Genomic DNA, 14,329 nt, shown 5'->3' on the forward strand with positions numbered 1-14,329 from the left:
GCACCCGGTTCGCCGGTGGTTAAAATGCCGGCCTTTCGAGTCGCTGGCGTTTTTCCTGATGAATCCTCAAGCCCTTCAAACATTGCAGAGCCACTTGTCGACGGCGCTGGGATCGGTGCCCGACGAAACCCGTCGCCTATTCCACGGCCGCGGGCGCTGCTGGCCAGGGCTGGAGCAAATCACTGTCGACTGGCTGCAAGGCGTGGTGCTGGTTTCGCTGTTCAAGGAGCCCGATCCAACGCAACTGGATGACTTGTTCACCATGCTGCGCGCCCTCGCCGCCTCGCCCGCCTGGCAACACAGCGGCGCCCATACCCTCGCCGTGCAGTATCGATACCTGCCCGACAGTCTCACCCAGTGGCTGGTAGGCGAACCGATCGATGAATGGACCCTGACCGAAGGCGGCCTGCGCTACCGAATCGATCTGGGAAGGAAGCAGAACAACGGCCTGTTCCTCGACATGCGCTACGGGCGCGACTGGGTGCGGGTCAATGCCTCTGGCAAGCGGGTGCTGAACCTCTTCGCCTACACCTGCGGTTTTTCGGTAGCGGCCATTGCCGGCGGTGCGCACCACGTGGTCAACCTGGACATGTCCCGCGCGGCCTTGAGCCGTGGACGCGACAATCACCGGTTGAATGGCCATGACCTGGGCCAGGTCAGTTTCCTCGGCCACGACTTGTTCAAGTCCTGGGGCAAGGTCATCAACAACGGGCCGTACGACCTTGTCATCATCGATCCACCCACTTTCCAGAAAGGCAGCTTTCTGCTGACTAAGGACTATCAGCGTGTACTGCGCCGCCTGCCGGAACTGTTGACGCCTGCCGGAACCGTCCTGGCTTGCAGCAACGATCCGGCCACCGGCCCGGACTTCCTCATCGACGGTGTCATGCGCGAAGCGCCGGGGCTGTTATTTGCAGAGCGGCTGGCCAATCCCCCGGAGTTTCCAGACGCTGACCCGGCCTGTGGCCTTAAGGCCCTGGTATTCAGACGACAGGCCTCAGGCAAGGGTATGGACGCTATTGAGGCCGCAACGGCCACCATGGATCGACCAGATCGGTAGTCACGCGACGAACCAAGGTGTCGATCTCCCGAGTCCTCACTGAGCGGTAGATCGCCATGGTGCGCCGGAACTGATCATCATTGAGTGCCACCGGCTGGCCAGCAGTCCACTCCACATCGTTCACGGCCTCCAGGTTCGCTCGGCGCCAAACCATCTGGCCATCCACCGGAGCGTGCTCCCAGGCACTCGGTAGATCGGCGGCCGGATGGCTGAGGTTGTCCAGCAGCGCTTGCGGCCAGCCGGCCGGATCCACCGGTTCGCTGAAGGCATCCGACAGCTTCTCGTCCACGTTTTCCCAAATGGCCGCTCCTTCAGTCCAGTCCCGGGACATCAGACCAAGGTACGGCCGCCAAGTGGTTTCCCCTACGCGAGCGACTTGATCAGCATCGTTGAAAATGTCCTGGGCCGTGCAAAGCCAGTCGATGAACGCCTCCCGGCTCATCAGTGCGGCACGCTCGGCAACAGTGAGCGGCCTGAGCGATAGCGAGTAATTCCAGAAGTCGTATTGAATTCTCATGAAACTGGCAAAAGGCACTGGTTCATTCAAAAGGCGGGCGCGCTGTACCGTAATGAACATGGATATGTGCACTTCAAGCTCTGACAAATCAGGCGATACCCTGTCCAGGATGCGCGCCTGCAACCGGCTGCGCAGCGCTGCCAGTTGTGGATCAAAGTCTGTCAGTCGGCTCGGAAGCTCGGCATAGATGTCCTCGAAATTCGTGTAATGCTGAAGCACGGCGGCTCCCCTGGAACGAGCATTGGACGGCAGCCCCGGGTCGGCACTGTTGATATCGCTGGTCATCCGGACTGAAAACCAGTCAATGAAACGCCTGCTCCCGGGCTCATCGCGCGCCGCCTCCAGGGAGCCTCGAAAAGAGTCAAAGCCCTCCAACCAATCATCGGCCGTGTAGCGAAAGGCCTCCGGTCGCAAGACGCGAAGCGCTTGGATCTGGGCGCTCGGCAACGGATTGTTCTGAAGGAGTATTGCCAGCACATCAGGTGTTGGCTCACCGCCCAATAGAGGCAGCAGGTCATCCTGGATATTGCTGATCCGATTATTCATGAGGTCGAGGGTGATATGCGCGGCGGATGGATTGGACAGCATCGCCAGGGCCGCCGGGGGCACCGTATCGAGCCCGGTATTGGCCAGTCCCAGGTCCCGCAACAGTCTGAGCTCGGGCAGGCTTGGCAGATGGGTGCAATTGTTGCCGTTCAAGGCGAGCTCCTCCAGCCCGGTCGCCGTGCGCAGGAATGCGCTGCCTTCCTCATCGAGCCTCAGGCCACAGCGCGACAGGTTCAAGATGCGCAGCTCCGGCAAGGCGGCGATGGCTCGGAGCTGCTCGGGAGTGAAATGCAGATTATCAGCCCATACCAGGTCCTGCAGCGAAGGCAGCTCGGCGAGGCGACCAATGGCCTCGACCGTGGCGGCATTCATCGACGGCCCTACCCCACTGCTGACTCCCGACAGGTTCAGGATATGCAGGTTGCTCGCCGAATCGCCGCCAAGCAGAGGTACGAAGACATCGGCGGTCATCAACAAGGGATTGTCTTTCATTGACAACTCCAGCAGCCCGCGCAACTCGCCGGCAGCCACGGGTATCGTATTCAGCTGGTTGCCCCGCAGGTGCAAGGTATCGATGTTGGGAAACAACCGGAGGAAATCAGATGGGTCCTCATCCAGGCTCAGATTCGTCAACATCAACTCTTCGATGTGCTCGAAATTTGCGCTGATGGTCGGTAATCGGCCGAGGTAGTGCCCCGACAGCTTCAACCGCACCTCGCTCCCCTCCTGGCCCGGAACCGGGGTGCGTCGCCAGGCACGGCGGATTTCCCCGCCGACGATCCTGCGCTGCTCGGCCCGCGCCTGCGGGTCGAGCAGATTTTCGGCGGGGTGATGCACGTCTCCATGGGATTCCCAGTGATGCAGCTCTTGGTCAAGTGCTGCCCACTGGGCTTGCAGCCGGTCGACCAACGCCTCCAGCGTCGTGCCCGCCCGCCTCGCCTGCTGGCTCAGATCCAGCCGAAGCTGGACCATGGCATCACCGGCATGACCGGGATAAAGCTGTTCGATCCGATGGTCCAGGCCGTTGCGCCACGCCGATAGAGGAAGGCGTCCACGCCCGCTGAGCGGGTAACCCATGCGGCCGTTGAGCGATTGCAGGCCGGGCCCGTCATCACCGATGCGCTTCATCTGTAGGAAACCACGGAGTGCCTGCCGATCATCCAAGGCCTGGTCAACCAAACGGGTGCGCAGCTTCGTCGCTTCCCATATATCCAGGCCGAGCGCCTTGCGCGCGTCATCGGGCATGGCCCTGAGCAGCGCTTCCTCCAACGGGAGAGGGCCCGCCAGTTCTTCACCTTGTTCATCGAAAGGCTGGTATCGCTCACCTTCCTGGCGGATGGTCTTCATCGGCCCTTCTCCTTCCAGCTCAAGCGGAGTCCGGAGTTCCCGCGACCACAGGCGAAGATGCAAACGCCCCTTTGCCAGCGGCGACTGGTCGAGCAGGCCCATGACCAGGCGATCCCGGTCGCCGGTGCTTTCACCGCGTTCCAATGCGCCCAGCGCGCGGGTCAGGCGCAACTCACGCAACGCTTCGGCGCATTGGTCACCCAAGTCCCCGGCCACACGCCCTTGGACCAAGCGCAACCGTTCAACCCCCGTCGTTTGACGGGCAAGCTCGTTGGCGATGGACTCCGGCATACCGGGAAAAGCACGCTTGATCGGCGCGGCCAACGGATCCAGCGCGACACCGCGACGCATGCCATCGGTCACCCGTGCCGCGTTGCGCTCCAACAGGTCGGCCCAGCGGTCCGCCAACAGCCGACTACGCTCTGCTGGGCGCAGGCCGATGCTGCGTTGCCCGAGTATCTCGGTCTGTTCTTCCCTGCCCAAATTCGAGAGCACATAGTTGGCCCAGGCATCGCTCTGCAAATCTGTGCTGGTCAATCGGATAAACCGCACGTCGCCCGCACGCCCAATGGGGTAGACCCTGACGCCATCGTCGTAGCGCAGCGTGGCGCCTCTCGGCCAGCCTGGAAGATCGACAAGGGTCTGGACGATCCGAAAGTGCGCGCCCCCCATCGACTCATTGCGGCGCAGTCGCGCGACGGCCTGTTTCAGGTCCTGCCAGTTCCTCGCGTCATCCAGACTGTCGGCGAGTATTGCCGGCAATGGCTGGCCCTCGACCTGCAAATAGCGTAGATGTTCCTCGTTGATACCTGTCTGGCGCTGCAATGAGAGGATTGTCTGGTCATCCAGCTCGGAGGGTGTTTCGGCGAAGGATCGCAGCAGCTCCAGGTTGCCCTGCTGCATCGGATCGCGATGGGCCCACTGCCAACCACGGGCACGGTTCCACTTCAGGGGCGGTCGGATACCACGATGGTCGGCAGGCAAGCGCAGGTCGAGCGCGTCGCCGGCTCCCTGGACTTCGAAGTAGTCATCGTCGATTCGAACCCAGGCCTGCTCCGGTGTGCGCCAGACGCCCCACGCGTCCTGTTCGGCTTCTGCCGGCGGCACGCCTTGCGCCCGGAAACTACGCACATCGCCGTTCCACAAGCGCGTGCTACCGTCATGGGCGGACATCGGCTCGAGGGTCCCGCCCACGAATCCCAGATAGGCACCTTGGGCGATCCCGAACAAGACATTGAAGATATGGTCGATGCCCTCCTGGGCCTGGCCTTCGTTGAACGCCTGGATGCCTTCAAAAATCTCATACACCATCTGCGCGCCCCCGACCGCCGCCGCAGTCATGCCAACCGGTGCGTAGAAGGGGAACAGCATGGCCGTGACCATCAACGCACGCTCGGCAAGGCTTTCCCAGTAGGCAAACCGCGCCATCCGCGCCTGCCAGTCCTTCTCCTCGGTGGGAACCATCAGCGTAGCCGCGTTGGCCAATACATGGCCGCGCCACTCGCGATAGCAAGCGGGCCAGGGCTGCTCGCGCAGATCACCCAGGCCCCAGGCAACCTTTGGCATCGGCACCCGGATGCGTTCCCGCGTCCCGTCCTCGCCCCGCTCACCCTCGCGCCAGCCGGTGATGCGGCCGTAGATCTCCTGCATCACGTTAGGGTGGGCATCCACCCGCCATTCCACCTGATCGTGCAACGCGGTCCCCAACGAGGCCTGCAAGCGCAACGGGAAGTAATGCATCAGGCTCTGGCGATAACTGCGTTTACGTACCCGTTCGATCAGCTCGGCAGACATGGCTTGCAGGCTTTTGAATTGCTTGAGGGGCGCCACCGCATCATGGGGCATGTGCAGGACGACTGGCCGAACGCCTTCGGCGTTGCCTTGCACGCCCCAGTAAACTCGTGCACCGAACAACGGCACCGACAGCAGCTCAAGGGACTTGACCTCGCAAGCCAGCGGCACGGCAGGTCGCTCTTCCAGGTGCACACCGACGTGGGCCAGCATCCGCTCGCCGGTTTCATCCAGGCGCCCGTCCAGCTTCGCTTCATAGGCATCGTAGGCGAGACGGCTGCGTGCATAGCTCATGTAGACATGCGCAATGGCGGGGACTTCGGCGCCGAGGTGCGGCAACCTGCTTTCGAGCACCTGTCGGTAAGCCCCGCCTGCGTTGATCCGGCGACAAAGACGCGCAAATTCGGCGGGTGACATGGGCAATGCCGCGGTATCCGATCGTTCTTCGGCGTCCAGGAACTCCAGGCTGCGACCTTGAATGTAGAGCACGCCGTCCTTATCGAAGTCGCTGCCTGTCACAGCATCGGCGGGCGGGAAATTTTGCATCGCGGCTTTCACCACCGTCAGGGCGGGGTCACGGATGTAGTGGGTGCGACTCACCCTTGCCCTGCGCACCGCATCGACAGCCGTGCCAAAGCCGTTTACAGCAATCCAGCGTTGTATCTGTGGCTCGGCTTGCAGCAGGTTGGTTGCGAAAACCGCTGGTTTCGGCAGGTCGGCAACCAACGCGTTGAGTGCGTCGCTGTCGCTCTGTAACTGCTTCATGAGGGCTTTCAAGCGCGTCTGATGAGGGCGCGCGGCTCGCTTCAACCAGCCGGGCAGCTTGGCCTCGATGATGGCGACATGAGTTTGAATGGACATGATGGACCTCCTTCCTTGGGGTCGTTCGAGCGTTCGAAGTGGTGAGCACGCTCAGCTCAGGGTTGGGCGATGCTGTCGAAATCGGACGCTTTTTGAAACCGGCGAAGCGTTGCAAGGGGTTGCGAGACTGGGGCACGGGCTCGCGGCTAATCGCACCCGGCGCCTGGGTGCGTGCAGCGAACCCGTTGCCCCTTCGCGTCAGGCCGCCATCTAAGCGGCTCTCGACTAGACAACCAACGTCAACCACGCCGAGACCAGCAGCAACACCGCCATGGCCCGATTGAAGCGGCCCATCGCAACGGCGGAACGGCAAAACCTCGCCGCGCCACGCCCCAAGCAGGCCCAGGCAGTCATGCAGGGGATCGAAATCGCGAAGAATGCGAGGGACAGCCACAGCACCCGCGCCGTACGGTCGGCCTCGGACCCGGCGAACACGCTGACCACCGCCAACGCCATCATCCAGGTCTTGGGATTCACCAGCTGCAACCCGGCGGCGCCCGCCAGGCCGAGTCGGGGCCCGTCCACAGGTCGGTCCGGGTCGATGGCTTCAGCCGGTGCGCTGTAGATCTGCCAAGCCATCCAGCTGAGCCAGGCGATGCCGGCCCATGACAGCGCCGTTTGAACCATGCCATGCCGGGCCAGCACGTCCCCCAGCCCGGTGCCCACCAATAGCACCAACATGGCGGCGGCTGCGCAAGCGCCGAGGATTATCGGCCAAGTGGTCGCCAGGCCGTAGCGTGAGCTGTGGCTCAGTACGAGGATATTGGTCGGGCCCGGCGTGATGGAGGCGACGAAGGCAAACAAGGCAAACGGCAGTAACTGGTCCATGGAGCGACTTCTCATTGGTGATCGTAGAGCTGATCATCCCGATGCCGCCGTATTGAGTCTGGAACAATTGAGCAGCGCTTGCGCTAGTTCACCGGGCTCAGTGCATTACTGTAAAAACCGACCCTCGAAGCTACTCGAGGAACCATGTTACCGGACGCATATGGCAATGCCAAGTTACATACTTTGATCGTGCAATATCTCGCCGCAAAATTGACAGCACGCTGAACAACCAACCCTGACTACTTCATTTATATTCCTGTCCGCACACATCATATTTTCTGCGGGGAGCAATACTTTGACTAACATCAAGCGTCATCTTCGAGGCACGTGGATCTCGACAGTAATCAATCTCGACTGGCCATCAAAAAACTCCCTCTCGCTTGTTGATCCTCAGGCACGCATCAACCAACAAAAGAACGAACTCAAAAACCTGCTGGACGAGGCAGTCAAGCTGCGGCTCAATGCGGTGTTCTTTCAGGTCAAACCGGCTTGCGATGCCTTCTACCGTTCGCAAGTACTGCCTTGGTCGGCCTATCTTACTGGCACTTTGGGCCAGGATCCCGGTTACGATCCATTGCAGTTCGCTATCGAGCAGGCACACCTGCGCAACTTGGAGCTGCACGCATGGTTCAACCCATACAGAGTCTCCATGAATACAAGACAAAGCACTGTCGAGGCGTTGAGTAACGTGCCCCCCGCCTCGCCCGTCAGTGTTTACTCCTCGAATCCTGACTGGGTCCGCATCGCCGCGCAGCGATTCGTGCTGGACCCAGGGGTTCCACAGGCAAGGGATTGGGTTATTCAAGGCATCATGGAAGTGGTCGACAACTACGACATCGATGGCGTTCATCTCGATGATTATTTCTATTACGAAACGCCAGACTCGCCACTTGATGATGCGGACACTTTTGCGAAGTATGGTAATGCCTTTCAAGACAAGGGCGATTGGCGCCGAAATAATATCACCGAGATGATAGCCCTGCTTTCCAGGCGAATACGAGCCTCGAAATCACATGTCAAGTTCGGTGTCAGTCCCGCAGGAGTATGGCGCAACCAAAGAGACGATATAGAGGGGTCGGATACCACGGCCGGCAGTCCCACCTACGATAAGCAGTTCGCCGATACGAGACAGTGGGTATTGGATGAACTGCTCGACTATATCGCGCCTCAAGTGTATTGGCCGCTGACGCGCAGAATAGTGCAGTACGACATTATTTCGAACTGGTGGGCAAGTGTCGTTCGCGGCAAAAGTGTGCATCTATATATCGGCATGGCACTCTATAAAGTAGGAGTCGCCAGCAGTGCGGAACCACAGTGGCTCGTGGAAAATGGCACGACTGAAATCGGTAACCAACTCCTGTGGAACCTCACATCGGAGGGCGTTCACGGAAGTGTTCTTTTTCGAGCGTCATTCTTCCATGCCCCGGCGGTGCTACCCGCGACAGGTGTGATCAAGCAAAGTATATGGCCAACCCTGGCGCTCGTTCCTTCCATGCCGTGGAAAGGCACAAAGCCCCCCGCCCCACCCATAGAGCCGGAATGCCACACGGCGTCGCAAGGGGTTGAACTTCGATGGGTGGATGGAAATGACGAGGGGACCGTGTACTACGCGATTTACAGATTCGCGTGCAATCAGTCAGTCATGATCGACAATCCTGAAAATCTGATCGCTACGGTGCGCAGCGCGGGAACACAACAGTGTTGGGTGGATACGTCACCGTCGAGTTCCGAGGGGATGATGTATGCCGTGACAGCACTTGATCGCAACCACAATGAAAGCGCCATGGCGCTCGCCCGTTGGACCGCCCTTGTACCGCAACAAAGCGAATGAACCGGTTCATTGGTTCCGGAGTGCTCGCTTGCGATAGTCCGCCGGGCTCATGCGATAGGCACGCTGGAACCAACGGCCGAGGTGGCTCTGGTCGGCAAAACCGAGCATCGCAGCCACCGCCACGGCGCTTTCGCCACGAGCCAGCAGACGTCGCGCCCGAGCCAGGCGCAGCTGGATCAGGTAAGCATGGGGCGCCAGGCCGAAAGCGGTTTTGAACGCGCGGCTCAGGCGAAAGCGATCCACACCGGTGGCCCGCGCGAGGTCGTCGAGGCCGATGTCCTCGCTCAAATGACTGTGCAGGTAGTCGCGGGCCTGCTGCGCCACCAGCGGCAAGCGCGGGTCGGGATTGATCCGCGCGCGCCAGTGCAGGTGTTGGGTGAGGTTGGACAGCAGCATGTCGAGGGCGGTTTGGCGCACGATCAGGATGTGCTGTTCATGCAAGCTCTGGAAAGCCGTGGCGGTGGCGCGCGCCAGTTGTGCGTCGTCGTTGAGGGTTGCGGCGAAGCCCAGGCGGGCGTTGTCCGGCGCTTCTTCGAACAGCGAGCGCAGTTCGCGCTCCAGCCATTGCGGTTCGAGATAAAACGTGCGGTAGGTGAAACCGTGTTCGTGAGGGGCGTTACCGTCATGCAGTTCGCCGGGCTCGAGCAGGAACACTTTGCCCGGCGTGCTGGTGTGTTGTTGTCGGCGACAATGGAACTGCTGCACGCCCTGCTCCGTCACGCCCACCAGGTAGGCGTCGTGCCAATGCGGATCGTAGGCATGCCCCTCGAAATGCGCGCGCACGGTCTCGATGCCGGACGTGGCGTCCTGCTTGAGATCGATCCAGTTGCGCGCTGTCATGTTTCTTTCCGTCTAGTCGATGTGCTCCGGCAGATTAACGGCTGCTCGGGCGTCTGTCTGGAAGATTTGTGCAGATCGAGGGGAAATAGCATCACGCATCGGGCGTGATTACCGGCAGCACCGTCTCCACCGCCAACCGCGCCAGCTCCGCATCTTCCTCGGCCTTCACACCGGAAACCCCGATGGCGCCGATGCATTGGCCGTCATGGCGGATCGTCACGCCGCCCTCGAGCATGCCCTGCAAGTGCGGCGCGCTCAGGAAGGCCAGGCGGCCGCCGTTGATCATGTCCTCGAAGGCCTTGCTGTCACGCCGTCCCATGGCGGCGGTGCGGGCTTTTTCGGTGGCGATGTAGGTCGACAAGGGCGACGCGCCGTCCAGGCGCAGCAGCCCGAGGGGATGCCCGCCATCGTCCACCACACACACCGACACCGCCCATTGGCGCTGGTGAGCAAGCTCCTTGGCCGCCACCAGTAGTTGTGCAACGTCCTGTTCCGTGAGTACCGCTTTGGTTTTCATGAATCACCCCGAGTTATGGAACATGAGGCCTGCCGGCCAGCGCCTACAGGCCGTAGACAATGCGCTGATTATTCACCGTAGATATCGAAATCGAAATATTTTTGGCGAATCCGATCGTACGTGCCATTGGCGCGAATGGTTGCCAGGGCCCGGTTGAAGCGGCTCGCCAGCGGATCGTTTTTGCGCACCGCGATACCGATGCCCGTGCCGAAGTATTGTTCTTCGACGAAATTGGGTCCGACAAATTCAAAATCCTTGCCTTCCGGCCGCTTGAGCAAGCTTTCGTCGATGACGACCGAACTGGCCATCGTCGCGTCCAGACGGCCGCCCAGCAGGTCGAGGAAGATCTCGTTCTGCGAACCGTAGCGGATGACTTCGGCGCCGGCCGGGGCAAGCTTGTCGGTGACGTAGCGATCGAAGTTGGTCGCCCGTTGCACGCCGATTCGTTTGCCCTTGAGCTGCGCGGGAATCGCGTTGATGCCGCTGCCCTTGCGAAACACCAGGCGAGCCGGGATTCGGTAGTAACGGTCGGTAAAGTCGACCGATTTCATCCGCTCCGGCGTGATCGACATGGAGGAAATCACCGCGTCGACTTTCTTCACTTTGAGCGCCGGGATCAAGCCATCGAACTCCTGCTCTTTCCATTCACAACGGACCTTCATCTCGGCGCACAAGGCCTGGCCGATATCGTAGTCGAAACCCACGATGGCGTTGTCCGGGGTTTTAGAGGCGAACGGTGGATAGGCCGCTTCGATGCCGATGCGCAACGAAGTCTGCGCGGCCTGCAGGTTGGCGCCGAACGCCAGCAACGAGACGATGCCCAGGTTAAGTGCAATGCGTTTGATGTTCATTCATTAGCTCCGGATGCGATGTTATTGATTTCGGACGCTCCGGGGGAAGCCGTCCGTTATGGCAGCAGCAACGTGAACAAGCGCGGGCGACGGCTCTGGTGGTCGTCTTGCCCGGGGACGGCAGCACAGCGGTCCGGCGGTGCTACACCGCCGCGGTGACGATCAGTTCCAGCAGGATCTGCGGGTCATCGAACACCACCTGTGCGGTGGCCCGCGCCGGGGTATGCGCGGCCTCGACCCAATCACTCCACAGCGCATTCATCGCGGCGAAATCGCGCCCCATGTCTTTCATCCAGATTTGCACGCTGAGCAGCCGACGTTTATCGCTACCCGACGCGGCGAGCAGTTCATCGACCCGTTGCAGCACCTGGCGGGTCTGGCCCTCGATGTCCTGGCTACAATCGGCGGCGACGATGCCGCTGAGCCAGGCCACGCCGTTGTGCACGACGCTACGGCTCAGGCGCGGGTTGCTTTCGATACGTTGGATGGTCATGACAGTTGCTCCAATGAGTGGCTTTCGCCGGCCAGTTGGGCCAGCGTGATGGGTTTGAGGGGCGCACGGATGCGGTAGTCGCCGACCTCGGCGGGTGGAACCCGGCGATGGGCGGCGATGATCTGCGTGACAGTCAAGCCACACTGGCGGCCCTGGCACGGGCCCATGCCGCAGCGGCCGAAGGCCTTGGTCTGGTTGGGCCCCAGGCAGCCGAGGTCGACGTGACGGCGGATATCACCGGCGCTGACTTCTTCGCAGCGGCACACCGTGACGTCATCGGCGGGAACGCAGCTCTGCGTCGATGGGCGATAAAGGGCATCGATCAATGGCCGCGCCGCACGGGCGCGGCGTAATGCCTTCTGGACGCGACGCGCGGGCTCCTGACATCCGGCCACGGCCAGCGCCGCCAACCGCCCTTCGAGTCGCGCCACCTGGGCGCCGCCGATGCCACCGCCGTCACCGGCAATGAAGATGCCAGGAGCACTGGTTTCGCCAAAGCCATTGCGGCGCGGGACCCAGCACAGCTGCGACTCGCTCCAGTCATGTTCCAGGCGCAGCGACCGGCTGACCTGCGTATGAGGGACCACGCCCTGGTGCAACAAAATCAGCTCGGCACCTACCTGGTGATGCCGCCCGCCACTGTCGAAACTCAACGCCCTGGCACGATCCTCGCCCTCGATGCGCAAATGAGCGGCACCGCGAAAATGGCGGATACCGGCACGCTTCAATTCAGCCAGTAACCCCGCCCCCTTGAGCAAGTCACGCCAACCACGGAGCGCCCCGGGTATCTCACGCCAGGCCTTGATGAGATCGCGCCGATGGCTGGTATCGACCAGCGCGTCGATGACGATCCCGGCCCGCAGGTACTGCACTGCCAGCAGGTACAACAGCGGACCACAACCTGCCAGGACCACGGGCCCGGCCGGAACCATCGCCGCGCTCTTGAGCAAGATCTGCCCCGCGCCGGCGGTCATCACCCCGGGCAAGGTCCAGCCGGGAATTGGCATCGGCCGTTCGAGGGCGCCGGTGGCAATCAGCAGATGGCGCCCCTGCAAGACTCGCGCACGGCCGTCGATCAGGTAATGAACCGCGCGCTGCGGTGTGACTTGCCAGATTGCCGCGTTGGGCAAATAGCGGGCTCCACACTGCATGAATTCCGCCGCCAATCCAGCGCCCACGCGGTAATCCTCACCCAGGACCGCGCGGCTGCGGGCATCGGCGTGAAGGACCTGGCGATAGATCTGCCCGCCGGGGCTGGCCTGTTCGTCCAGTACCACCACTGACAATCCACGGGACCGGGCTTCGAGCGCCGCGCTCATGCCGGCAGGTCCGGCGCCGATGATGACCAGATCGATCGCGACGTTACTCATCGCTTTGCTCCCGGCCCGTTACCAGGCTGGCGGCGCCACATTGACGGCGCACGCGCATGCCGGCGCGCACGGCCACCAGGCAGGATTGGACGTTGGCCTGGTCATCCACCTGCACCAGGCATTCGAAGCACACGCCCATCATGCAATACGGCGCCCCGGGCCTGCCGTTGATGGCGCTTTCGCGGGTATGGCGGACGCCGCTGGCGAGCAAGGCGGCCGCCAGCGAGACATTCCCCGGCACGCTCAACGGTTGGCCTTCGAATTCGATCAACACATTGTGCTGCGCAGCGGCCAAAGGTCTGAAAAGGCTGTCAGCCAGCATGACGCACCTCCACGGATGAGCTAAAGCGGTGCAAGCCGAATGGCTTCACGGCCGGGTCATCGAATTCACCGGCAATCCACGGGGCCAGGCGCAGGGCATGAGCGGCGGCCAACGTCACACCACTGTGGCAACTGACGACCGACAGCCCGGGGCAGCCCTGGGGCATTTCGTAGATGGGGAACCCGTCCGCGCTCATCACCCGCAACGCGCCCCAGGCACGCACCAGCCGCACATCACCCAACAGCGGGAAACACTGCACCGCGCGCCTCGCGATAGCAGCCATGACCTGGCTACCGGTGCCATCGTCGAAACCTGCCGATTCATGGGAATCGCCCAATTGCACGGTGCCCTCGTCGGTCTGACGCACGTAAGTGGTGGGGTAATCGAGAAAGGGCTTGAGGCGCTCGGTCACCAGGATCTGCCCTCGGTTCGGTTGCACGGGCACATCCAGACCAACCATTTCACCCAAGCTCCGATTGCCCAGGCCGGCGGCCAGGACAACCTGCCGGGCCGACCAGTGCTGGTCGCCGGCACGTAGCCGAAAACCACTGGCATCGGGTTCGATTGCATCGACGTGATGACCATTAATCAACGTTACGCCCCGGGCCTGGCATGCGGCGTAGAGCGAACGCAACAGTTTCAACGGATTCACATGACCGTCCATGGGCGAGAAGCAACCGCCCACCACGTCTGGCCCGATGCCGGGCAGACGGCTGCGCAGTTGTGCCGGTGCCAGCAGTTCGTAGGGGTAATCGCCGTCAAGGGCTTCGCGCAGCCAGCCAAGGCGCGCGGCCTCCTCGGCCATTTCCGCGTCGCTCAGGCACAGTTGGAAACCGCCCTGCTGGCGCAGGTGGATATCGATGCCGGTATCGGCCTGCAACGCAGCGGCGAAGCGTGGCCACAGCGCCACGGACTCACGGGTCCATTGCGCATAAGGACTCATCCCAAAACCCTTGCCCTGGACCCAGAGCAAACCGAAGTTGCCCCGGGCGGCGCGTATGGCGTCGTCGCCCTCGTCGAGCACACTCACCTGGCGTCCGAGCAGGGCCAGGCCATAAGCGATGGACATACCTACCAACCCACCGCCGACGATGATGACATCAGTTTTTTGCATGGCAGCTCTTTACCGTGGAGGTGCTTCTTGCAGGGGTCACA

The 14,329-nt window shown here is 61.9% G+C and carries 11 protein-coding genes; 2 read left to right on the forward strand and 9 right to left on the reverse strand.

The window, feature by feature from the left end; all coding sequences use genetic code 11:
* Nucleotides 1-58: 58 nt before the first annotated feature.
* Nucleotides 59-1,060, forward strand: coding sequence for a class I SAM-dependent methyltransferase (locus tag J3P81_RS12690; RefSeq protein ID WP_434558838.1), 1,002 nt, complete (start codon nucleotides 59-61; stop codon nucleotides 1,058-1,060).
* On the opposite strand, the gene J3P81_RS12695 is transcribed toward J3P81_RS12690, so the two are convergent.
* Nucleotides 1,017-6,122: a dermonecrotic toxin domain-containing protein gene (locus J3P81_RS12695; RefSeq protein ID WP_434558840.1), complete on the reverse strand. Its 5,106-nt coding sequence runs from the start codon at nucleotides 6,120-6,122 to the stop codon at nucleotides 1,017-1,019. The genes J3P81_RS12690 and J3P81_RS12695 overlap by 44 nt on opposite strands.
* 225 nt (nucleotides 6,123-6,347) lie before the next feature.
* Nucleotides 6,348-6,950 carry a LysE family translocator gene (locus J3P81_RS12700; RefSeq protein WP_434558842.1) on the reverse strand — a complete coding sequence of 201 codons (603 nt, stop codon included), beginning with the start codon at nucleotides 6,948-6,950 and terminating at the stop codon, nucleotides 6,348-6,350.
* A gap of 295 nt (nucleotides 6,951-7,245) precedes the next feature.
* On the opposite strand from J3P81_RS12700, the gene J3P81_RS12705 reads away from it, so the two are divergent.
* Nucleotides 7,246-8,781: a glycoside hydrolase family 10 protein gene (locus tag J3P81_RS12705; protein ID WP_434558844.1), complete on the forward strand. Its 1,536-nt coding sequence runs from the start codon at nucleotides 7,246-7,248 to the stop codon at nucleotides 8,779-8,781.
* Nucleotides 8,782-8,787: 6 nt separating this feature from the next.
* Here the strand turns inward: J3P81_RS12705 and J3P81_RS12710 are convergent, their stop codons facing one another.
* From J3P81_RS12710 to J3P81_RS12740, 7 genes are all read right to left on the reverse strand, one after another.
* Entirely contained in the window at nucleotides 8,788-9,621 is an 834-nt protein-coding gene (locus tag J3P81_RS12710) for an AraC family transcriptional regulator (RefSeq protein WP_434558846.1), read from the reverse strand.
* A gap of 91 nt (nucleotides 9,622-9,712) precedes the next feature.
* On the reverse strand, nucleotides 9,713-10,138 hold the full coding sequence (locus J3P81_RS12715) for a GlcG/HbpS family heme-binding protein (RefSeq protein WP_420763916.1): 426 nt from the start codon (nucleotides 10,136-10,138) through the stop codon (nucleotides 9,713-9,715).
* Between the two features lie 68 nt (nucleotides 10,139-10,206).
* Nucleotides 10,207-10,989 carry an ABC transporter substrate-binding protein gene (locus tag J3P81_RS12720; RefSeq protein WP_420763915.1) on the reverse strand — a complete coding sequence of 261 codons (783 nt, stop codon included), beginning with the start codon at nucleotides 10,987-10,989 and terminating at the stop codon, nucleotides 10,207-10,209.
* Nucleotides 10,990-11,131: 142 nt separating this feature from the next.
* Nucleotides 11,132-11,482 carry a RidA family protein gene (locus J3P81_RS12725; RefSeq protein ID WP_434558848.1) on the reverse strand — a complete coding sequence of 117 codons (351 nt, stop codon included), beginning with the start codon at nucleotides 11,480-11,482 and terminating at the stop codon, nucleotides 11,132-11,134.
* On the reverse strand, nucleotides 11,479-12,852 hold the full coding sequence (locus tag J3P81_RS12730; RefSeq protein WP_434558850.1) for an FAD-dependent oxidoreductase: 1,374 nt from the start codon (nucleotides 12,850-12,852) through the stop codon (nucleotides 11,479-11,481). The genes J3P81_RS12725 and J3P81_RS12730 overlap by 4 nt, the downstream gene beginning before the upstream one ends.
* Nucleotides 12,845-13,174 carry a (2Fe-2S)-binding protein gene (locus J3P81_RS12735; protein ID WP_420763912.1) on the reverse strand — a complete coding sequence of 110 codons (330 nt, stop codon included), beginning with the start codon at nucleotides 13,172-13,174 and terminating at the stop codon, nucleotides 12,845-12,847. Before J3P81_RS12735 ends, J3P81_RS12730 begins: the two co-directional genes overlap by 8 nt.
* Nucleotides 13,164-14,288: an NAD(P)/FAD-dependent oxidoreductase gene (locus J3P81_RS12740; protein WP_434558852.1), complete on the reverse strand. Its 1,125-nt coding sequence runs from the start codon at nucleotides 14,286-14,288 to the stop codon at nucleotides 13,164-13,166. The genes J3P81_RS12735 and J3P81_RS12740 overlap by 11 nt, the downstream gene beginning before the upstream one ends.
* Nucleotides 14,289-14,329 lie beyond the last annotated feature (41 nt).

The organism is Pseudomonas sp. R1-6, assembly GCF_051132115.1.
Lineage (GTDB): Bacteria > Pseudomonadota > Gammaproteobacteria > Pseudomonadales > Pseudomonadaceae > Aquipseudomonas.

What these genes read in the sequence shown, in the direction of transcription:
- J3P81_RS12690 (WP_434558838.1), top strand. Translation starts at nt 59, where the DNA reads ATGAATCCTCAAGCCCTTCAAACATTGCAGAGCCACTTGTCGACGGCG.
- J3P81_RS12695 (WP_434558840.1), bottom strand. Translation starts at nt 6,122, where the DNA reads ATGTCCATTCAAACTCATGTCGCCATCATCGAGGCCAAGCTGCCCGGC.
- J3P81_RS12700 (WP_434558842.1), bottom strand. Translation starts at nt 6,950, where the DNA reads ATGGACCAGTTACTGCCGTTTGCCTTGTTTGCCTTCGTCGCCTCCATC.
- J3P81_RS12710 (WP_434558846.1), bottom strand. Translation starts at nt 9,621, where the DNA reads ATGACAGCGCGCAACTGGATCGATCTCAAGCAGGACGCCACGTCCGGC.
- J3P81_RS12715 (WP_420763916.1), bottom strand. Translation starts at nt 10,138, where the DNA reads ATGAAAACCAAAGCGGTACTCACGGAACAGGACGTTGCACAACTACTG.
- J3P81_RS12720 (WP_420763915.1), bottom strand. Translation starts at nt 10,989, where the DNA reads ATGAACATCAAACGCATTGCACTTAACCTGGGCATCGTCTCGTTGCTG.
- J3P81_RS12725 (WP_434558848.1), bottom strand. Translation starts at nt 11,482, where the DNA reads ATGACCATCCAACGTATCGAAAGCAACCCGCGCCTGAGCCGTAGCGTC.
- J3P81_RS12730 (WP_434558850.1), bottom strand. Translation starts at nt 12,852, where the DNA reads ATGAGTAACGTCGCGATCGATCTGGTCATCATCGGCGCCGGACCTGCC.
- J3P81_RS12735 (WP_420763912.1), bottom strand. Translation starts at nt 13,174, where the DNA reads ATGCTGGCTGACAGCCTTTTCAGACCTTTGGCCGCTGCGCAGCACAAT.
- J3P81_RS12740 (WP_434558852.1), bottom strand. Translation starts at nt 14,288, where the DNA reads ATGCAAAAAACTGATGTCATCATCGTCGGCGGTGGGTTGGTAGGTATG.